The 21,033-nt window shown below is 67.6% G+C and carries 11 protein-coding genes; 3 read left to right on the top strand and 8 right to left on the bottom strand.

Translation table 11 applies throughout. The features are described 5' to 3' along the window. Positions 1–36 precede the first annotated feature (36 nt). Together ACQUFX_RS22350 and ACQUFX_RS22345 are read left to right on the top strand one after the other, a co-directional pair. Entirely contained in the window at positions 37–4,062 is a 4,026-nt protein-coding gene (locus ACQUFX_RS22350; protein ID WP_428962274.1) for a tetratricopeptide repeat protein, read from the top strand. Between the two features lie 256 nt (positions 4,063–4,318). Beyond that, the gene (locus tag ACQUFX_RS22345; protein ID WP_428962273.1) at positions 4,319–5,707 is read left to right on the top strand and encodes an IS1380 family transposase; all 1,389 of its coding nucleotides are present in this window, start codon (positions 4,319–4,321) and stop codon (positions 5,705–5,707) included. 192 nt (positions 5,708–5,899) lie between these two features. Here the strand turns inward: ACQUFX_RS22345 and ACQUFX_RS22340 are convergent, their stop codons facing one another. The 4 genes from ACQUFX_RS22340 to ACQUFX_RS22325 all read right to left on the bottom strand — a co-directional run bounded on the left by ACQUFX_RS22340 (position 5,900) and on the right by ACQUFX_RS22325 (position 13,326). Further along, positions 5,900–8,803, bottom strand: coding sequence for a Z1 domain-containing protein (locus ACQUFX_RS22340; RefSeq protein WP_428962272.1), 2,904 nt, complete (start codon positions 8,801–8,803; stop codon positions 5,900–5,902). Further along, positions 8,800–9,789, bottom strand: a complete 990-nt coding sequence (locus tag ACQUFX_RS22335) for a PD-(D/E)XK motif protein (RefSeq protein ID WP_428962271.1) — start codon at positions 9,787–9,789, stop codon at positions 8,800–8,802. The genes ACQUFX_RS22340 and ACQUFX_RS22335 overlap by 4 nt, the downstream gene beginning before the upstream one ends. After that, on the bottom strand, positions 9,786–11,234 hold the full coding sequence (locus ACQUFX_RS22330) for an ATP-binding protein (RefSeq protein ID WP_428962270.1): 1,449 nt from the start codon (positions 11,232–11,234) through the stop codon (positions 9,786–9,788). The genes ACQUFX_RS22335 and ACQUFX_RS22330 overlap by 4 nt, the downstream gene beginning before the upstream one ends. A 106-nt stretch (positions 11,235–11,340) precedes the next feature. Then, a complete protein-coding gene (locus ACQUFX_RS22325; RefSeq protein WP_428962269.1) occupies positions 11,341–13,326 on the bottom strand; it encodes an AIPR family protein in 1,986 nt (661 codons plus the stop codon). Between the two features lie 377 nt (positions 13,327–13,703). Here ACQUFX_RS22325 and dcm point away from each other — a divergent pair, with 377 nt between their 5' ends. Then, entirely contained in the window at positions 13,704–15,671 is a 1,968-nt protein-coding gene (gene dcm, locus ACQUFX_RS22320) for a DNA cytosine methyltransferase (RefSeq protein WP_428962268.1), read from the top strand. Here the strand turns inward: dcm and ACQUFX_RS22315 are convergent. From ACQUFX_RS22315 to ACQUFX_RS22300, 4 genes are all read right to left on the bottom strand, one after another. Then, on the bottom strand, positions 15,661–16,980 hold the full coding sequence (locus ACQUFX_RS22315; protein ID WP_428962267.1) for an ATP-binding protein: 1,320 nt from the start codon (positions 16,978–16,980) through the stop codon (positions 15,661–15,663). The two genes, dcm and ACQUFX_RS22315, sit on opposite strands and share 11 nt — an antisense overlap. Before the next feature lie 399 nt (positions 16,981–17,379). Continuing rightward, a complete protein-coding gene (locus ACQUFX_RS22310; protein WP_428962266.1) occupies positions 17,380–17,877 on the bottom strand; it encodes a very short patch repair endonuclease in 498 nt (165 codons plus the stop codon). 132 nt (positions 17,878–18,009) lie between these two features. Next, on the bottom strand, positions 18,010–18,882 hold the full coding sequence (locus ACQUFX_RS22305; RefSeq protein ID WP_428962265.1) for a restriction endonuclease: 873 nt from the start codon (positions 18,880–18,882) through the stop codon (positions 18,010–18,012). Between the two features lie 196 nt (positions 18,883–19,078). Continuing rightward, the gene (locus ACQUFX_RS22300) at positions 19,079–20,983 is read right to left on the bottom strand and encodes an AfsR/SARP family transcriptional regulator (RefSeq protein ID WP_428962264.1); all 1,905 of its coding nucleotides are present in this window, start codon (positions 20,981–20,983) and stop codon (positions 19,079–19,081) included. Positions 20,984–21,033: the final 50 nt, after the last annotated feature.

Raw genomic sequence — 21,033 nt, 5'->3', positions numbered from 1 at the left:
TTTGCCCCGGGCCGCCGCACCCGCCAGGATGGGTGGGTGCGTTGGTGGTTCACCGGGATCGCAGCGTTCGGATTTCTTCTGCTTGTTCTTTTCCTGACCCGGCAGGGCCGCAGCCAGGCGGACGAGTGGATGAGCATCCTCGGCGGCTTGGCCGGAGTCGTCGGCACGTCGGTGCTGTTCGGACAACTCGTCCTGCAGGCGCGCGGTCGGCCGCAACGGCAGGTCCGGCGCGAGGTCCTGCGACGGTGCGCGCTCCACCTATCCGAGGGTGACCTGCCCCGGGTCCGCGACGTGCGCCCGGCGCAGCTCGGGGTCAAGACGGCTATCGGGTCCACCGGGCCGACCGCCCGGAATGCCCTCCCTTACCTCGAACGCGAGGCGGACAAGGAGTTGGACTGGTTGGTGGCCGGCGGGGGCGTGGTGCTGGTGCACGGCCGCGCCGCTGCGGGGAAGACCCGTACCGCCTACGAGGCAATTAACCGCCTGCGGCCGGAGCACGGACTGCTGGTGCCTGAGTCCGGCCGGGCACTTCGGGAGCTGACCGAGTCCGGGGAGGAACTGCGGAACGTCGTCGTCTGGCTCGACGACCTCGAGCGTTACCTAACGCCGCAAGGGCTTGACCGCAGCGTGCTGGAGCGGCTGTGCCCACCCGGTCGTTCCGAGGTCGTCGTCCTGGCCACGATTCGGGGCGAGGAACTCGACCGGCTGCACCGGCGACCGGCTGATCCGGACAGCGCGCCGGCCGCCGAGGAATTCTGGACCGGTGTCGGGGTGCTCGAACGCATCCCGGAGGACCGACGCGTCCGCATCGATCAATACCTGGGTCCGATGGAGCAGCGACTCGCCCAGCGCAGCGACGACGACCGGATCGTGGCGGCGGCCGGGGCGGACGCGGGCTTCGCCGAGTACCTGGCCGCCGGCCCGCAGCTGATGCAGCGCTGGACGGCCGAGGAGAACCGGCGAGCGGACCTGGGTCAAGCACTGATCAGCGCCGCGGTGGACTGCCGCCGCGCCGGATGGTCCAAGCCGATCCCTGAGGATCTGCTGACCGCGGTCTTCCGGCACTACCTGACGCCGGCCCTGCGGGAGCGCGGTGACCTGCCGCCGGCCGCGGCCGGACTGGCTTGGGCGAGTGAACCGCTTCTTGGCGCGAGTTCCTGCCTCTGGCCCGGGGCCGGTGGCGGATACCAGGTCGCCGACTATCTCGTCGACCGCACCGATCACGGGGAGGGCCGGCTCGCCAAGGCGGCGGTCCCGCGGATCGTCTGGGACGCGCTGCTCGGGCGGGCCGAATCCGAGACCCGTTTCCTGATCGGTGCCGCCGCGTACACCCGGGGCGAGCACGACGTAGCCGAGGCGGCGATGCGCCCGCTGGCCGACGCCGGGGATCCGCTCGCGATGTTCAACCTGGCGGTCCTGATCAGCCGCCGGACGGCCTGGGACGAGGCGATGGACTGGTACCGGCGCGCTGCGGACGCCGGCCATACCGCCGCCATGGTGAACCTGGGGATGATCCTGCGGGAGTCTGGCGAGGACGACGAGGCGGCCCAGTGGTATCGGCGGGCCGCCGATCACGGGCACATGACAGCGATGACGAACCTGGGCGTGCTCCGGAAGATTGGCGGGGACCACGCCGGTGCCGCCTACTGGTACCGGCAGGCAGTTGCGGCCGGGAACACCGACGCGATGTACAACCTGGGCCTGCTGATGGAAGAGCGGGAGGAGCCGGAGTACGCGCGTCTTTGGTACCAGCGGGCCGCCGAGCAGGGTCATCTGCTCGCCGCCGAGCAGCTGCACGATCTGGCCGGGCCCGAAACTGAGCCCGAGACCGGATCCGCCGAACCCGCGCCCGAGACGGTGACCTTCGAGGACGTGAGCTCGCCGGCGCCAGACCGGATTGACCATGGGCCCGCCTGGCGGCAGTGCCGACACCAACTGATCGTCGACTCCGGGTTTGCCCACGCAACGGTGTCTGCGGTCGAGACGCAGTCGGCGGAGCTGATCCGTCGTATGCCCTCGGCCGAGTCGGCGAGGCCTTTCCGGGGCCTTGTGGTCGGTCATTTAGGCGAGGGTATGTCAGCCTGTCTGGTCGCCACCGTCGCGATGGCGCTAGACCGGGGCTACCGCCTGGTCATCGTGCTGACCGGCCCGCTGAATCCGCAGGAACAGCAGACGCGGCACCGGATCGAGCGAACCCTCGGCGTCACGGACGGGGCGGCCAAGGTCCGAATCCTTGTCGTCAAGAAGAACGCGGCGGTGCTGCGAAGGCTGCTCGCCGATATCGACAGCGAGGGGACGTTCCGTTGGCCGGCCCTGGTCATCGACGACCTGACCGACGAGGCTACTGTCTCGGCGATGCCTCGCCGGGACTGGGAGCACACGGCGCGAGCCGAGGGCTCACTCGCGAGGCTGCTACATCGGCTACTGACCCGGCAACTGCCTCAAGCAGCGTATGTCGCTTTCGGCAAGACTCTCTTCACGAACGCGCTGGTGGATCCGGCACATCCGGCGGAACTGTTCCCCCGGGATCTTGTGATGTGCCTTCCGGCACCGGACGATCGCATTGGGCCGGAGATCCTGCGAGACCTCGACCCCGAAGCGCTGGCATCCGCCGACCCGGCGGCGGTCTCCGAGCGGCCAGCCCACGTCCGGCTCTTTCAAGAGGACGAGCGGGACGAATCGCTGCAGGCCGCGCTGGACCTCTGGGTCCTCACCGGAGCGGTCCGGCGATACCGCGAACGATTCGGCTACGGCCCGGTCGAAGATCACATCCTGCTCGTTCACGGCCCGCGCCGGATCGACGAGCACCGGCTGGTCGCAGAGCGCATCGAGGCACTCTGGCGTGAGGACGACAGTGACCGGGGTCGGAGGCTGCGGCACCGGTACGAGACCGATGTCCTCTCGGTCAGCCGGTCGATCGCTCCCGAGCTGCCAATGCCGCCGGACTTCAACGATCTGCAGGCCGATCTGGCCACTACTCTCCGGTTGATCGGTGAGCAGCCGGTGCAGGCCGAGTTGAGTACTCACCACGAGCCAGCAGGCCGAGCATCGGGATGGTCGGTCGTGGTGCTCTCCGGCGAGCGTCGGACCACCGTGTCCAGCGACACCGTGATCACGCACGCGTGGTACACCTCGGCCTCGCTGGACCGGCTGTCCCAGGCGGGACAGTCGCTGGGGTTCCACGCGGCGTACCGGGATCTAATCCGCTTCGTGACGAGGCCGGCCCTGCACCGTCCCTTACTGGCGGCCTTTCGAGCAGAGTCCGCCGCCCGGCGCGGCCTCGCGACGTTCGGCCCGCTCCCGCCCAGCCGGTTGCCGCAGGCACTGGTCGCCCTGCGCCCCGATATCCAGGTCCAGCGCCGGGACCGGAACTGGAACGCCTACCTACTCGAGCTGCGATCACCGGGGCGCACGATCGAGCCGGTAGCCTACCCGGTCGACGGCATGGCGATCCGCCGAAATCTCCGGGCTTGGGAGCCGGTGCTGCGGACCTCACGAACAAGGCAGCATTTCCGTACGGGGACTCGATCCGGAGAGTTCTCGGCCTTGGTCTCGGTCGTCAACCATCGGGCACTGATGTCCGTGCTCGGCGGGCTGACCTGGCTGACGGAGGATGCCTTCCGGCCCCACCTGACCTGGTTGCGGAGCCTGACCGAGCGTCAGCTCGCCCAATGGGTCATCGTGTTTCCCGAGCATCTGCGCCCAGATGGCGCCCGGACAATCCGGGGCAGCGGGCCTTTTACGATTTCGGTCCGCCGGCGTACCGAAAGTGGCGCCTTCCGATTCATCTCCACCCCGCAGCACCGGCAGGCCGCACGTCGGATCGCCGGCCTCTCATCGCCGGTCGCTGACAATGTCGCGGACCGGCTCAGCGGGCCGGCCACCGGCTGCCTCTTGGTATACGCCGTCGCGGAGGCTGCCCCAGACGGGGGCACCGGTGGGCCAGCCGACGAGAAGGCCACCACCCTGGCCTTCCACATGGTGACCCCAATGAGCACCGCTCCCGCCGACGGCGCGCTCAGCGCTTGGGCGTCCAGCCACCCGACGACCCCTCGGCGGTGAAGACCGATGACGCCTGACAGGCATCCACTGCTCGTCACCGCAGCCCTGGTCAAACCTCGAAACACACCCTGTGGGAGCTCATCGTCCGGTCCTTCCTTGGCAGGACTCCGCGAAAGGAGCCCTGCCAAGGCGTCTCAGCCTCGATCCACCGATGAAGGCTGGGTTGGCGAGACCCCGTAGACAGAAGGTGCCCCTTGAGCTGGAAGGATAGGAGTTCTCACGCTTCTATCGTTCGGCTCGAAAGGGCACCTCGCAGGTGAGATTACGCCATGACGCGCCGGTGGTGCGCGCGACGTTTGATGATCCGAATCTGGTGTCGTGTGCCGGGCTGGTGCCGGTGATGCGGCTGGCCGAGCGGGCCGGTCTGCATGACGCGGTCACCGACCGGTTGAGCCTGCCGACGGACAAGGGCGCGAACCCGGCCGGGAAGGTCGCCACGATCATCGCGGGGATGCTCGCCGGTGCGGACAGCATCGACGACCTCGACGTGACCCGGCACGGCGGCATGCGGTCGCTGTTCACCAGCGTGTACGCGCCCTCGACACTCGGCTCGTTCCTGCGCACGTTCACCCATGGGCATGTGCGGCAGTTGCAGGCCGCCGCCCGAGACACGTTGATCGGCCTGGCTCGGCGGGCACCACTGCTGGCCGGCGCCGACACGCTGTGTTTTGTGGACATCGATTCGATGCTGCGGCGGGTGTTCGGCAAGCGCAAGCAGGGCATCGGGTTCGGCCACGCCAAGGTCGGCGGCTACAACGTCTGGCTGCGCGGCTACAACCCTGTGGTGGCGACGTTGTCCACGCCGTTGTCGGTGCCGGTGATCGCCGCCACCCGACTGCGCGCCGGTAACGCCGGCTCGGCCCGCGGTGCGGCCAGCATGATCGCCGAGGCGATCACCACGGCCCGCTCGTGCGGCGCAACGGGGGAGATCGTGGTGCGCGCCGACTCGGCGTTCTACGCCAAGACCGTCATCGCCGCCTGCCGCCGCCGCAAGGTGCGGTTCTCACTCACCACCCGGATCGACGCGAAGATCCGCACCGCCTGCGAGAGCATCACGGACGCCCAGTGGATCGACATCAAGTATCCGCAGGCCGTCTGGGACGACGACGCCGGAAGGTGGATCTCCGACGCGCAGATCGCCGAGACCGAGTACACCGCGTTCGCCGGCACCCGCCACCAGATCACCGCCCGGCTGATCGTGCGCCGCGTCCGCCGCGACGACCCCGCCCAGGCCCCGGGCCAGGAAGAACTGCTGCCCACCTACCGGTATCACGCGGTGTTCACCGACAGCCCCTACACGCTCGTGCAGGCCGAAGCCCAGCACCGCCAACACGCGATCATCGAGCAGGTCAACGCCGACCTGATCGCCGGACCCCTCGCGCACCTGCCCTCGGGCCGGTTCAGCGCGAACGACACCTGGCTGACCTGCGCCGGCATCGCCCACAACCTCACCCGCGCCGCCGGACACCTCGCCGCCGGCGCCTGGGCGACCGCCCGCCCGGCCACCATCCGCACCCGGATCATCAACGTCGCCGCCCGCCTCGCCCACCGGGCCCGCACCATCATCGTGCACCTACCCGAGCACTGGCCCTGGCAAGCAGCGCTCGACAACCTCTACACCGCCGTCGGGCCGGCACCCGGCTGACCACGACCCACCAGCCGGAACCAGGCGGCCCGACCACAGGCCACAACCCCCGCTACCCGCCCCGAACCACCCAACCGGAGCAAGCCGATCACGTAATCGGCGGCTCCCACACACCCTGCCGAATCACCAATCACAAAAAGATCAATTGGCCATCAGCGGCAACCGCATCGGTGGATCGAGGCTCAGTAGGTCTCATAGTGTATCCACGACCAAGGCGTACGGGTTTGTCTTGTCCACCGTCACCCAGTGCATCAACTTGCCACCGGCCGGCGCCGTGGAAATTGGGGTGACGAGGTGGAACCCGATTGTGATCCTTTCGTCTTCGATGGCTTGCCCTTCACTTCCGGAGAGATTGCCCTTCTCAACGGTCGGGTAGAGGATGATCGCTCCGGTGGAGTCACCCCTGAGCGTGTCGGCTTCGGGATCTTGGGTCGGCGTGTCTACGCCGGCGATCCTCATCGCTGCGTTTCGGTGTCGTTCCTCGCTGAACACCCGGAACGAGGCGCTGGACGAGGTGCGTTGGCGTTCGAAGATGCTGAAGGGCCCATGCCCGGCGACGAGGCGTCGTGTGGTGGACCTCGTCTGCTGAGGCAGGAGCACGATCCACTGTGAGAGCTGATCGTCGTTCAGGCGGCGTAGCCAGGCGAGTTCGGGTTGAAAGGTGTCGTCGGCCAGCCACTTGAGGTTGCCGAGCACGGCCAGAAGCGCTGTGTGACTGACGACTGCAAACCCCGCCTCGTAGGTGGTTCTGGCGCCCGGCACCGCGAACCTGGCGGACCGTTGGGCTGCGGCAGCGAGTAGCGGCTCCCACCGTTCGAGGTTGTGTTTGATCTTGGATCCGGCAGAGGGATAAGCCACGGGCTCCATGGGCTGGCCGGGTGAACTCTTGAGGACGAGCTTGGCGTTCCACATCTTGTTGCGGCCGGTGGGTCGCAGATCCGGGCGGTGCTGGGCGATCAGGGGTGGGATCTGCCGGGGAGTCAACTGCTGTGTGCCGTCGGTCGGGGTCGCGTACTGGCGCAGTTCGCGTCGCAGGAAGTCCTCGTCGCGGCAGGCGGCTTCGAACATGTCGTGCAGGTCGGGGGTGGTGTAGAGGCGGACGAGGTCTCGGTAGCCGGGTCGGAAGCCGAACCACCGGCCCATCTGCATGAGTGTGTCGACCTGTGCGGTGGCGCGTCGATAGTAGGTCACGGTCAGCCCTTCCACCGTGAAACCGCGAGCGAGCTTGTTGCCGCCGACCAGGATGCGCCAGATCTCGCGTTTGTCGAAGTCGAGGCTCTCCTGCTGCCTCTCAAGGTCGGTGTCGCTGTTCACGACAATAACTGGGCTGCCGTGACGGTCGGCGGGGCTGATGAGCCTGAGCGCTTCGCCGATGTCGTCGCGTAGGTCGTCGAAGTCGGCCGGTGTGAGCTGTGTGGGTGCCTGTGCGCGGGACACGGGCAGGACGTCGGTGAGGTACAGGTCGCGTAGCCGGGCCAAGCCGGTGGGCCGGTAGTAGCCGGCGGTGTTCCACAGGTGGCCGATCAGTTCGGCTGTCTGCCGGTGGGAGTCCTTGCCCATGGCCTCGTGGACGAGCATGGTGTGGTGCCGGTAGGTGGTTCCGTGTCGTTGTCGGTACAGCTTGACGGCGCCGGTGAGGACGAACATGTCCATTGCGCGGCGCAGTTCGCCTTCGTCGGGCTCGTCGCCGAGGTACCGCACGTGTGCCCGTTCCTTCGACGTCTCGAGAGGGCGTTGGTCGAGGGGTAGCTCGGCATCGAAGTCGTGGAAGTCCTCGGCGCCCATGTAGCCGTCTGGCCGTGGTAGGGAGATGAGGAAGTCGCGGGGGAAGATGTCCTCGACGTCGGACGGGTCGATGAACACGTTGGCGTACGGGGTGGCGGTGTATCCGACGTACTGCGCGCGGGGCATCATCCGCAGCAGCTGACCGATGAGTCGGTTGATCGCGGTGCGCTTCTTGCTGTCCTCCTTCCACTTCTTCGGGCTGACCGTGTTGACCGATGCCTGGTCCGACTCGTCGTCGATGATGAGGACCGGCACCTCACCGAGGCGTTCGCTGATGCGGCCCAGGTCTGCCACCAGCGCTTCCAGGACGGAGGCGTTCTTCTTGGCCACGACGAGGCGGGCATCGCTGGTGTGAAGGTTCGCAGGGTCAAAGAATTTCCGGTTGCGCTCTCGTCCCCTGAACTCGAGTGCGGAGAAACCCATCTTGAGGCGCCTGTAGTCGCCGGCGTGGTTGCTCAGACGGTGGATGTCCGGGTAGCCGGCGTCGGACGGCCGTCCGCCGTGGCGGACGAAGCGGTCACGCTTCCAGTCGGGGTCGTCCTGGTACTCGTGGGCCTTCTGGTCGTGGGGGGAAATTTCTCGCTCGATGTTCTCTCGGCCGCACAGCTCGATGTCGAGACGTCGCTGGGTCTGGGCGCGGAGCATGTTGGTGGTGCCGGTGAGCACGATCACGAGACGGTACCCGGCGTCGATGGCCTTGGCGACGACGCCGGTGAAATTGGCGGTCTTTCCGCTCTGGACGTATCCGACGACGAGGCCCTTTGCCTGGTACGCCGACGTCCGGGTCGGGTCGGAGAGGCGGCGAACGACTTCCTCGGTGGCCTTGTCAAGGTCGGCGATCGCGTCGGGGTTGCGCCACTTGTGAAGCAGGTAGCGCTGGTAGTGGGACCAGTAGAAGCTGCGTTCCGTGCGGCGTTGGGGGGTGCGCCACTCCTCCCAGTCGTCTGCGATGACGATGGGGCCGTCGGCGGCGGCGAAGGGAAACAGGTCGGCGAACAGCTCCGCTGTCTGCTCGTCGATGCCGAGAGCGGCGATCACCGCCGCGCGGCGTGCGGCAGTGTTGTGACTGGTGCCGCCGGTCCAAGGGGCACCGCTCTGCTCGTGGTCCCAGGCGGCGAGGGCGTGGGCGAACTGCTGACGCAGGGCGTCCTCCGGGCCGGCATCACGCAGGTGGGCCAAGAGAACAGACCCGTCGGCAATTCCGTTGGCATCGGCACCCAGCATTGCGGCCAGAGCATGCAGGGGCTTGGGGCCGGGTCGTTGCATGGCGTCGAGTGCGGCGCTGTAGGCGGTGGTGGCCGTGTCGCTCATGACAGTTCCCGCTGTCCCCTCTTAAGAGCGTCGATGAGGATCTGCGGCATGTGATCGCCGCTTCGTCCGGTCAGGTCCAGTTGGTAGCGGACATCGGTGACGTGTCTGGTATCCACGCCGGCGTCGGTCAGGAGGCGAGGCGTGAGACGGGGGAATGCTTCAGACACCCGGAAGGCTTCGGGTGGAGTGCGCAGACGCCATCGGCGTCGGCAGGTGGCCTCGTAACGATCCCGCCAGCCCGAGCTGCGCAGGAGGTCATCGAACGCGGTGCGGTGAGTCGCAGACGACAGACAGTCGCGGGTAATCGTGATGAGGTCCGGCAGTGTGCGGCCTGTGGTGCCTGCGGCAGTGATCTGCAGGGACACCAGCCAGAGGTTCCGATCCCCGGTCTCGACCAACTGTGTCAGCGACGAGATCCAGTGAGACCGGCGCTCTGACGTGGTGGTCTTGACCTCGACATCATGGTCAAGAAGTCCGAAGTCGTGTTCTTCGGCCTGCCCACCGCGCCATGATGCGATCGCCGCGTCGGGCCCGGCGGCGTGTACGAGGCCTACGAACAGGACTAGCTCCCCAACAAGCCCGATCTCCCTCTCCTGTGACAGGACGTTCTCGGTACTCAGGAGGTGCCCGAGACGCCGCACGGTCTCGGCGAGCGCGGCGGTCATGGTCTGCTGGTCCAACTGGACCCGGTCAGCGACGGAACACAGCAGGGGATAGGCATCGACGAAGAGCCTCGGGTCGGTGACGACAACCTCCATCATCCGCTTCCCATGCTGATGCACGGCGCGGACGGCGAGGTGTTCCAGCCCGGCCGGTGCAACCTCGTGCGAGGTTGCAGGTCCGCGTAGCCCGATACGGTTGTTCGGCGGATCGACAAAGAGCACGAGCCGCGGCGAGCCGGGAATCGGATGATCGATCGGAACCTGGCTTTCCAAGTAGTCGGCGAAACTGTCGGCGCTGAGGTGACGGTCTACCGGTGTCGTCACGGGCGCGCCTCGAAGGTGGACCGCTCCGCCTTGGCGGCGGCGGTGAGGACCTCCTGCCAGACCTCGATGTTGACCTTACCTCGGGCGCCGAGGTGGGCGCCCTCGAAGACGTTGCCGGCGAGGAGAAACAACAAGGCCTTGAGTACCGGCGCGTCGTTGCCGCTGCCGCGGCGTCCGCCGAGAATCGCCTGGCGGTAGGACCGGTTGAGCCACAGCGTCCTGTTGGCGCGGTCGAACTCGAGGAACGCGTCAGTGGTGAACCGCCTCCACTGGATGTTGAGGGGCTCCTCCGGCAGGAGTGGTAGTTCGTTGCGGATCTCGCGGGACACCTTCGGATGGAGGCCCTTGCCTGGTGGCAACACCGGCTTGCGTCGTGCCGTGGTGCGGCGGTTGGCGGTGATCCAGGCTGCCTCGGCAGCTTGGAGGTAGTCGTTGATGGTGGTGCCGTCGTCGGCGCGGGCTGTGGCCACGGCCCGGGCGAAGCGGGGACCGACCGACACGCGCGACTTCTCGGGGTTCATCACGAAAAGGCCGCTGGTGTCTCCGTCGATATCGATGGCAACCCGGGCCAGCTGAAGCTTGGTGTCAGGGGCGTGAATGCCCTCCCAGCCGCCGGCGTGGAGCAGCCGATTCCGTCGGTAGAAGTAGAGACCCTGCCGCGTCTCCGCCCCGCCCGGTAGCCGGTACTCCGGGGTGCTGGACCGGCGTGGCCAGATGTGGCAGCGCATGAGCAGGTCGCTTCCGTCGGCGCGGACCTTCAGGTCCTTCGGCCAGCCCGACAGCGTGTCTGGATACGCGAACGGGTCAATGGGCGCCACCGGGTGGCGGACACCCGCGCCGACCCGTACGTCCTCGGCGTCGATGACGATCCGGATGTTACGGTCGGTGAGGATGCGGTGAAAGGTCAGACCCAGGTGTCCCTGCAGGTGCGAGATGGTGCGGCTGAGGAACTCGTCTACCTGGTCGGGGTCGTCCGAGGTGGGTAGGCCGCTGACCTGGTCCCAGCGGACGACGGTACCTGACGCGCTCTTCGGCAACTGCCACTTCCGCTTAAGTTCGGCGGCGGCGAACCTGGCGGGCACGATGTCGCAGGTGTAGTCCCGTCTGCCGGAGGCGAGTTGCCACCTTCGGCCCACGGCTGGCTGTCCGGCAGCGCGCGAGAGGACGGTGAGGCTGGCGGCCTGACTGAACGATGCCGCTTTGAGGCCGACGCCGAAGTGTCCGAGTTCCGTGCCGACGTAGTGGCGTTGTCCGCCGACGGTCATCGCGGTGTCGATGCGTTCGGGTTCGATGCCTCGGCCGTTGTCGACGACGTAGAGCCCGACCAGCCGGGTGTCCTGTTGCACGAAGCGGATGAGGATGTCGCTGGCGCCGGCGTCGACGGAGTTGTCCACCAGGTCGGCCAGAGCGGTCTCCAGCGAGTGGTTGCGCCCCAGTGCGTCCATGGCCCGCGGGTTCGGTGGCAGCTTGACCGTTCCCTCGGTGGGAACCTCCCGAGACCAGGTCGACATTCGTGCTCCAGGGGGTGGTGGCCGGTGCTCCGGCGGACTGTCAGAACCGGTCGGCCGGACGGAAGCCGTTGCGGCGGGCGTGCCGCATGGCTTCCAGTGCGTCGTGTAGGTGTCGTCCTGCGGGGTCCCAGCCCTGTTCCAGGGCCTGGGTCACCTCGGTCGTCGACCGCCGCTGCTCGGCGTTCAGCAGGCCCGTGGTGGCTCCCCAGACGGTCAGTTCGGTCCAGTTGGCCGTGCCGATTCCCCGAACCAACTCCAAGTCGTCGCCGTAGGTGTCGACGACAACGAGCTCCGCCTCCAACTGAGGTGGCACGACCCAGTCGAGATCGCGTACCGCCGTCCAGCACTCCGGTCGTTTGGTCCACTCGCCGACGTTGGTGCGTCCTTCCGGCGGCGACGTGATGACCTTTTGTACGAGCGGGCAGAGGTCGGTGATCGCGTCCTGCAACACGGGGGTGAGGTCCTGGTTGCGCCAGACGCGGTCGAGGTCGATCCTTCGGCCGGTCGCGTGGGCGAGTTTCGCGACGGTGTAGGTCACGATGTTGGCCTTGTAGCCGCCGAAGTTCTGCTTGGCGACGAGCTTGTCGACCTTCCTGAACAGGATCGCCTTGGCCACTAGGTGCCGGCAGTACTGCTTGTCCACGGCCGGGGGCTGTTCGTCGAGGCGTTGCGAGAACAGGGTGAAGTTCTTCTCCGCGCCGAGGCTGACCAGGTGCGGTTCCATGGTCCAGGAGTGCTCGAACTTGGCGAGGTCGGACTTGGTGAACTTCTGGGTGGAGGGGTTGGCAGCCTTGAACACCTTCTGCCGGGCCGGGGTTCCCTCGCGGGTGAGGGCGTTGGCGTACTGACCGCGGGCGCGTTCGTAGAACCAGTGGGTGTCGTGGGGGTGTGCGGGACTCGGTGGTGCCCACAGCGTTCGCATGATCCGCTCGACGTCGACGTGGAAGGCGCTGTTGGCCTTCAGGTCGGAGGCGGTGACGCGGTTCTGCGTGTTGGAGTAGGCGGAGATCTGCGGGACGATGTCGTCGAGTCGGTCCGGCGAGATGACTGTCAGCTTCATCTGTACGTGTGCTGAGCCGACGTCGACCTTGTTGCGGTGGGCGTGGTGGATCGTCGCGGTTGTCTGGCCCCCGTTGACGATCTGCAGGTGGTGGATACGGCGGATCACCCGCTGGCCGGAGTCGGTCTCGTCGAAGTCCACCCTGGAGGCGGTGGCGGCGATGCCGTTGTTGTAGGCCAGGAACCGCTCCGGGTTGCTCTTCAGGGTTTCGAGGATCCCGCGGTTGACCCCACCACGTACCTGCAGGAACGAGCGGACGTTCAGCTCCAGCAGTCTGGCACCGTGGGTGGAGTACAGGTCGGCCAGACCGGGGGCGGGCACGATGGCCAGGAGGACGGAGTAGTCCTCGTCGGTGCGGGGGGTGGCCAGGCAGGGCAGTCCCTCCGGGAACTCGGCCACAATCGGCTCGGCCTTGGTCCCCGAGGCCGACCAGTTGGCCAGGCGTCGAAGGTCCCACAGCTCCCGGTTGAGCTGCCGACCCTCGAACAGGGCCGGGGTGATGCCGTCCCGAACCACGCTGCGGGCGTTGGTGATCAGCACCAGCCGGACCGACTCGACCCGCTTGAACCTCTCTGCGACGGCGGCTCGCATCCCGGCGACCTCCGAGGAGTGGTCCCGCTTGTTCGGCGTGCCGTTGACACAGCTGGCCAGAAACTTCTCAAGCCGTCTGAACGAGGCCTCGACGTCCGCTCGCCCGATCTTGTGGTCGTCGTCGGCACGGGGACTGTAGTGGGTGAGGAAGAGGTCCAGTGACCGGTCGTCGGAAGCCGTGCCGTACCCGCTGACCTCCACCCCGTGGTCCTTGAAGTGCACCGCGACCGCGTCCTCGGTGTGGCCGTCAGCAGCCAGATGATCAAGCATCAGTTGGGTGAACGCCTCGTGGAGGTCGCAACCCTCGATCTCGGCCTGCGTCCTGACATCCCCGATGAGTGCGTGCGCGTAGGTGCCGATGTCCGGTTCAGCCACGGGAGCCCCCGGGTTGCAGGGTATGGGCACGGTGGAGCGGGCCACACATCCCAGGTGGACTCGTCAGGGGCATGCAGTTCTCCGGAGAATCATTCGACATGTGCCGTCACAGTACGCGCCGACCCAGTTGCTGCTGGCACCAACTCTTCACGATTTGGACAGGACCGACAAGACCCACTGGTCTGAGGCGTGATGCCGCATCGGGCCTGTTTCGGGTCGGCCGATCAACCTCCGGCCGACCGCATGGCCGACGAATGCCCGATCGGCCCGGTCGAGCGAACGATCAGACGGCGACGACCGGGGGCGGCCCGACATGCGGCGTCGGAGCCCAGAGGTAACCTGCGCAGTGCGTCATGACGATCGGGAAGGTGACACGGATGACCGACGATGCCGTCGAACGGCGTCGGGCAGGCTACGGCGTCAAGCTGGTACGTGGCCCGTTCGTACGACTGTCGCCACATCCCCAGGCATGCACGAGCGACGATGAGTTCCTCCGCTTCGCGGCGGAGTGCCGTGGGCGCGGCGAGCGGCTCGCCGCAGACCTCTTCAGCGGCGCCGGTGGCCTGAGCCTCGGTCTCGACGCGGCCGGGTTCCGCGTGGTTCTGTCGGCAGACCGCGACCCGGAGTCCGTCGAGACCCACCGACACCACTACCCGGGCCTCACGCTCGACTGCGACCTCGGAGAGACCGCCAACGTCAGACGGATCGCGAACCTGGTCAAGGCTGCGGAGATCGAGCTCCTCGCCGGCGGGCCGCCCTGCCAGCCCTTTTCCCGAGCGGGCCGCTCACTGATCCGCCACCAGGTCCGTCACGGTCTGCGTCCACCCCACGACGAACGTCGGGATCTCTGGCGCTCGTTCCTGGAGGTCATCCAGCTGGCCCGACCGGCTGCCGTGATCATGGAGAACGTGCCGGACATGGCTCTCGACCGGGAGATGTTCATCCTGCGCACAATGGTGCACGAACTCGAGTCCATCGGGTACGCGGTGGAGGAGAGGGTCGTCGACACACTCCGTTACGGCGTACCGCAGTTCCGGCAGAGGCTGATCCTGGTCGCACTCCGAGACGGCATCGCCTTCGACTGGCCGGCCGAGGTGCCGGACCGGGTCTCGGTCTGGAACGCGATCGGTGACCTACCCGAGGTCGAAGGCGGCTGGCGACCCGCGGGAGGTGCGGACGGCTGGACGGACTACGCCGGTCCGGAGTCGACCTTCCAGAGGAAAATGCGCCGCGGCGTACCACCGTCGGATGCGGCTAAGGTCTTCGACCACATCACCAGACCCGTCCGCGAGGACGACCAACGCGCCTTCGACATGATGGGCGCCGACACTCGGTACTCGGACCTGCCGGAAGAGGTCAAGCGCTACCGCGACGACATCTTCGACGACAAGTACAAGCGCCTGAGCGAGGACACCTACTCCCGCACCATCACCGCGCACATCGCCAAGGACGGCTACTGGTACATCCACCCGCGCCAAGACCGAACCCTCACCGTGAGGGAGGCCGCACGGCTGCAGACCTTCCCGGACTGGTTCCGCTTCGCCGGCCCGCCCTCGGCGGCGTTCCGCCAGATCGGCAACGCCGTTCCGCCCGCCCTCGGCACCGAACTCGGACGCGCCGTGGTGACAGCATTGGACGCCGGGACGGCGGTGACCCACCGTACTCAAGACATCGCTGAAAAGCTCGCCGAGTGGTTCGACGCGCTCAGGGAGCCGACCATTCCGTGGCTCCGTGCCCGGACGCGCTGGCAGGTCGTGTCCGCCGAGATGTTGCTCGACAGGGCGGCGCCGGACCTCGTGCGGTTCCTCTGGCCTCTGGTCGAACGGTGGGAGCAACCGCAGAACACCGTTGACGCCGGTGACGAACTACTCGAGATGGGGCGGTGGGTCAATCGAGAGCAGCGGGCCGATCGGCTACTCGAACTGGCCCGGACACTTGCCAGCCAGCAGGGGGACCCGCTGGACGACGACAGCATCTACGGTTTGCAGGGCATCGAGTCCTCCGTGGTCGACCTTGCCGTGCTCGCGGTTCCCACACGCGGTGAGGACGACGCCGAGGAACCGGTGCTGATCACCAAGGGTATCCACCGGGTCGCCGCCCGCTTCACCAACGACACCGAGCACGTCGAACGCAGCAGCAAGATGACGGCCGGGCGGCTGGCGGTGGCCCGCATGGTCGGCGACGACACCAACGCGCGCCGGGCCCACCTCGGCCTGATCGAGATCGCGGTCTCCGTCTGCCGCCCGGCCGATCCCGCATGCCCACGCTGCCCACTGAACCAAGCCTGCAGCGCGGCCACCACAGCCGGGAACTGGAGGGCGCCGCAGCCCGTGGTCAGCCCCTGAAGCCCAGGGCGGCGGCGACGTCCGGAGCCTCGGCCCGCAGCGTCTCGCCGATCCGCCGCAGGGCCTCGTACTCACCGGCCCGCATCGCTGCAGCGCGCAGTGCCAGTCCGACGACAGGCATGGGCGGCGCCGCCCCGGACGCCTCGCCCCGGGACAGAGCAGCCAGCTGTTCCGGGGCAGCGCCTCCTCCGTCTTCCGAGGCGATGCGCGAGTTCTTGCGGTAGGCGTCGTCGGCCCGCATGCACAGCTCGTGCACAGGCCGCTCGAGCAGTTGACGTAGCTGGGGTGGCATCGCCACCCTGATCTTCGCCACGTTGATATTGAAGACCACGTCGAGGTCGGTGTCGAAGTCCAGCGAAGCCCGGGCAAGCTTGGTGTGCTCGTCGATGCCCCGCATCCCGTTCCAACCACCCCACTGGACCAGCCGCTGAGCACGGTAGACGTACAGACCCTGCTGCCGGTTCCAGTTCAGTGGGCCCGACAACCGCTCGAACTCCGACTGCGACGTGAACTGGTCACGGGACGGCAGGACGTAACGCTGCAGCGCCACGGTACCGGTGGCCTCACCTACAGTGACCTCGAAGCGCAGCGGGGGAAGGATCTCGCGGGCCGGTTCGTCCGGGGCGAAGGGATTCCACGGCCGGACCTTCTCACCGTTCACCGTGATCACGAGGCCGCCACCGACCTCACCCTCTAGAAAACGGTGGAAAACCGTCCCGAGGTGATCCGCCGTCCTGCCCGCCAGCGTTTCCAACCGGCGGCGGGCCCACCCACCATCCGGATTACGCTCCGGCAGGACCCGGTCGAGTCCGCGCCACAGCACCACGGTTCCACCCGTGTCTGCCACCGTCTCGCGGGCACGGGCGGTCTGGTCGTCGGACGCAGGCTCGGCGACCACCCAGTCGTCCACCTCGGCGATGAGGTCAAGGTCGATCATCCGCGATACGGTTCGGGCCGTGGCCGCCCTCCGACGGCTCACCACCGTGAGAGACCGACACTGCGACAGCGAGGCGGTTTTTAACCCCAGCCCGTACCGGCCGAGGTCACCGCGACCGTAGTCGCGTCGGCTGCCGTAGCGCAGCGCCTCCAACAACCCGTTGGCGCTCATGCCCTCGCCGTCGTCAGCGATCATCACCCACGAGTCGGCGCCGTCGAACACGATGTCGATCTCGACTCGACTGGCACCTGCGGCAACGCTGTTGTCGACAACGTCGGCCACCGCCGTCGGGAAGTCGTATCCGATGTCACGCAGCGAGTCGGTCAACCGTGCAGCAGAAGGGGCCACGCTGTACAGGTTCCGTGCGCTCACGACGCTTCCTCCGTTCGACGACGACGGGCACCAGGATCTCACACTCACCCGGGAGCCCACAGACGGGACGCACCCGAACCCGCCCACGCCGGCTGTCCTCTGGACTTCCTCACGAACTGCGGCAACTTCTGGTGCCACTCCTGCACGTGGGCGCGGCACACCGCAGTGAGCGGTGGGTCGGACGGTCTCCACCTTTGTCTGCCGGCGTGGGCGCAGCGCCATTAGAACACAAGTTCTACGGTTTTCGTTGTTGTCATCGCGAACCTGCGCTGTGTAACCGGGGTGCCGAGGTGGCTGCCTCTGGCTTCAATGCCTGCGCGATTCCGCGGTGTTGCTCTGCATCGGGGCTACCAGCCATCGAGCCCTGTGAGCAGTCCCTCGGAGTCGGCCCGAGGCCTGCTACTCGGTTCGAGAGCCTGAAGGGTCGACCGGGGCTGGTTCACCGCGCACTGTCCGGGCAACCCTGCGGGCAGCCTCGGTCACTGCCTTACGCACCTCGCACTCCCATACCCTGACCACCCGCCAGCCGGCCGCGGTCAACTCTGCCTCAACCCGCTGATCCCGTTGCTTGTTGCCGGCGATCTTCGTCGCCCATCTCTCGGCGTTCGGGCCCCTGAACCGGGAGGGTCCGTGCTGTGGGCAGCCGTGCCAGAAGCATCCGTCGACGAAGACTGCGACACGGGGACCAGGGAAGACCATGTCCGGCCGACTGCGGTTCACCAGGGTGCGTCCCAGTCGGTAACGAAGGCCTAGAGCGTGCACCGCCCGACGTAGGGTCATTTCGGGTGCTGTGTTACGTGTACGGCGCCCCCGAAGGTGTGCGCCCTTGTCTGTGGCGACCCAACCGCCCGACCGGTCTGCCGGAGGTCGGGCTTCAGGCCCTGGGACAACCGTCATGGACCCCACCACGGGCCATTCGCGTCGAACGACGCCGACGGTACGGGGCTCGGGTTCCGGTTCGACCGACCCACCGGGTCCGCGAGGTGTCCCCAGTTTCCGGGTTGGCCCGAGCGGCAGTCCGAGATGCACTCATAGGTCAACAAAGAAATCCTTCTCGACGCTTATGTCCTCCACTATGCGCTTCTCGGTGCGTACACCAAGGTCGTACTCCTTAAGGAGGTCGCAGAGGCGTCGTCCGTCGATCAGATCCACGGGAGGTGCCCCGTCCCGCGTTGCCTCTGCCTTTGCGTCCGCCGTGAAGGTGCCGGTAGTGATCAACAAGCCCTTGTCACCACGCCCCGCCATCGCGCCGCGGAAGTCACGGACAGCACCCGCTCCCACACTTCCTCGGTACCGCTTCGACTGAAAGAAGACCGGAAACGAAACAAGGGACATCTGGTACACCCCCATGCCGTCGATACCGCCGTCGCCCGTGCGTCCCGTCACCGTCGTGCTGATGAATCCGGCCTCGCGTAGGAGTCGTTGCGCAAGTCGTTCGAAGGCGGCCGGCGACACCGACATCAGGACATCCAGCAGCTCTTCTCGCCAGTCCTGCTCATCCTCGACCTGCTGCTCGACGCCGGCCGGTAGAACCTTTGACCGCTGGGCTCGGCGCTTGGCACGCAACTCCTCGCGCTGCCGAGCGACGACCCCAGCATGTAGGCCAAGGATCTCCTCTCGGCGGACCGTCCGCCCACGCTCGGTGAGGGTCCACACCCCACGGTGACTGTTGACGAGCAGGTTCATGAACTTCAGGTATGTCCGTGCCCAGGCAAGGCGGTACTCAATCTCGGTTCTTGGTCCGTCGCCGTGCAGGACCTGTTGCTGCTCCTCTGTGAAACCCTGTTGATCAAGAACGGTCTCGACGATCTCGTCGATGGAACCTGACCCACCGAGGGTGCGAAGGGCCTGAACGGTAGGCCAGAGAAGATGCGCTTGGTCTGGTACCGGCGCTGGTGGCATAACCGAATTCTGCCCTACTGGATGTGGAGTTCCTGCGACGGCCAGTCGCCTGCAGCAGTCTGCCGATTGTCGACTTCTTCACGGCGGAGGGCGCCGAGTTCGCTTCTCGAGCGTTGATGCCCTGCTACGGAGCGGACGGTTGGACGTGTCGCGAAGCCTGGATCGCATGGTCAGAGCCCTATGGGCAGGCTCGTTGTCAGGGCCAGGTCTTACTGCTGTGGGGGATGGAAGGACGGCCGAGGCCGGCGTTGGTGAGTCGCTGGCGGTGGCGGGTGAGAAGGGTGTGCGCGGCTTGGTGGTCGCCGAGTGTGGTGAGAGTGTCGGCGGCGAGGTGGTGGAGGTGCTCGTTGTAGGGGTCGATGCGGAGGGCGTCCTGTAGGTGGTGCAGTCGGGTTCCGGGGTCGGGTGTGGTGGTGGCGAGGGCGGTGTGGGCGTCGATGACGTGTCGGCGGATGGTTTCGCGGGTGGGGTCGAGCCAGGGCCAGGTGTGGTTGGTGGCGAGGTCGCCGGTGTAGTGGTCGATGACGGCCTGGTGGGCGTGGGTGTGGTCGGTGAGCGCGGTGGTGGCGTGGTCGATGGCGGTGTGGAGGTGCCAGAGGTCGGCGGTGAGGTGCTGGGGGTCGAGGCGGTATCGGTCGTCGGCGTGGTGGATGGGGTCGGGGTTGTCGGTGGTGGTGATGTCTTTGCGGAGGTCGCTGAGGGTGGTGTAGAGGCGGCGGGTGATGGTGATCGGGGGTAGGCCGGGCCAGATGGTGGTGGCCAGGTCTCGGGTGGTCATGCCTTCGGGGCGGATGGTGAGGGCGACGAGGATCTGCAGGGCTGCGCTGCGGCGGATCGGTACGGGTGTGTCGTCAGACCGGAGGGCGACGTCGCCGAGGACCTGTAGGTGGAGGCGCTTTCGTCGAGGTGGTTCGGGTGGCGGAACGGGTGTGGGTGGCCGTTGTCGGGGTGCGGTTGTCGTGGCTGGTGTCGTGGTCGGGGTGGGGGAGAGGACGGCGAGGAGATCGGTCGCGGCTGTGGGGGTGAGGACGCACAGCCGACGGCGGTCGCCGCTTGTCTCGATGTGTCCGTCGGCTTCGACGTACCAGGTGGGGCCGTGGGTCCAGGTGCCGATCAGGACGGCGGTGGCGTGGGTGAGAACTTCGCCGATGTCGGTGGTGGTTGAGCCATCCGGTAGGTGAGTGAGCAGTGTCGGCCGCGGTCCCGGCGGGGTGTCCGGACGGGCGAGTGCGGTGAGGGCCTGGTCGAGGGTGTCGGTGAGGAGTAGTCCCGGTATGCCGTCCAGGGGTGGGGCGTGTGGGCCGAGGAGGGTGTGCAGGTCGGTTCGGGTGGTGATGAGGGCCGTGGTGGGAAGTTCGGTGGGCCGGAGGGCTTGCAGCAGGGTGGTGAGGAGGATGCCTCGGGCGGCGTCGGCGGCTCCGGGGCCGGTCAGGCCGACTCCGCCGGGCGGGATCCGCGCCGGCGGGCCGGCGGCGGGTGGGGTGGGGGTGGTGGCGAGGGCGGCCTGGACTGTGGTGACGGTGGCGGGGAGTGGGGTCAGGTCGCTGTCGTCACGGCGTTGGGCCGTTGGTGGGGGTTGGTAGGCGCGGCGGCGGCGGAGCCACACCAAGGCGCCGGCGGCGGCGATCTGCTGGGCGGTTTCGGCGGGTATCCACCCGCCCGGCACGTCCACCCCTGCAGCTGCCGTCCGCTGGGGGTTGCTGTGGTGCAGGTTGCTGGTGGTGGGGGCGGCGGGTTCGTCGACGGGAACGGCGGAGGTGGTGGGTGTCCAGAGGGCGGCGGCGCCGGCCATGCCGGTGGCGGTGGCCTGCATCGGGGTCGGTAGCGGTACCCGCCGGAGCCGGCGGATCGTTGCTTTCACTCGGACGGCGGCGGTGTGGAGGGTGATGGTGGCGGTGAGGAGCCACAGCATCCAGGCGAGCAGGATCAGGCCCGCCATCAGGGTGTCCTCGGTCAGGGGTTCGCTGACCCACTGTTCCCACTGGTCCGGGGTGGGGCGGGCGGGTAGGGGCCATCCGATGCCGTAGGTGAGGACGACCGGCGGGCCGGCCAGGATGACGAGTAGTCCTGCGGCTGAGGCGACCTGGCGGGGCCACCTCACCGCGCCCACCCCCGTCCGCGAGCCGGAGAACCGTCGGCCGGGTGGCGGTG

The sequence above is a fragment of the Micromonospora fluostatini genome, assembly GCF_050410825.1.
GTDB classification, from domain to species: domain Bacteria; phylum Actinomycetota; class Actinomycetes; order Mycobacteriales; family Micromonosporaceae; genus Micromonospora; species Micromonospora rosaria.
The sequence above is the reverse complement of the archived record's forward strand: the minus strand, read 5'-3'. Positions and strand labels throughout refer to the sequence as shown.

Bases quoted from the DNA above. Each gene is read 5' to 3' on its own strand.
- ACQUFX_RS22340 (WP_428962272.1), bottom strand. From the start codon at position 8,803: ATGAGCGACACGGCCACCACCGCCTACAGCGCCGCACTCGACGCCATG.
- ACQUFX_RS22330 (WP_428962270.1), bottom strand. From the start codon at position 11,234: ATGGACGCACTGGGGCGCAACCACTCGCTGGAGACCGCTCTGGCCGAC.
- dcm (WP_428962268.1), top strand. From the start codon at position 13,704: ATGACCGACGATGCCGTCGAACGGCGTCGGGCAGGCTACGGCGTCAAG.
- ACQUFX_RS22310 (WP_428962266.1), bottom strand. From the start codon at position 17,877: ATGACGGTTGTCCCAGGGCCTGAAGCCCGACCTCCGGCAGACCGGTCG.
- ACQUFX_RS22305 (WP_428962265.1), bottom strand. From the start codon at position 18,882: ATGCCACCAGCGCCGGTACCAGACCAAGCGCATCTTCTCTGGCCTACC.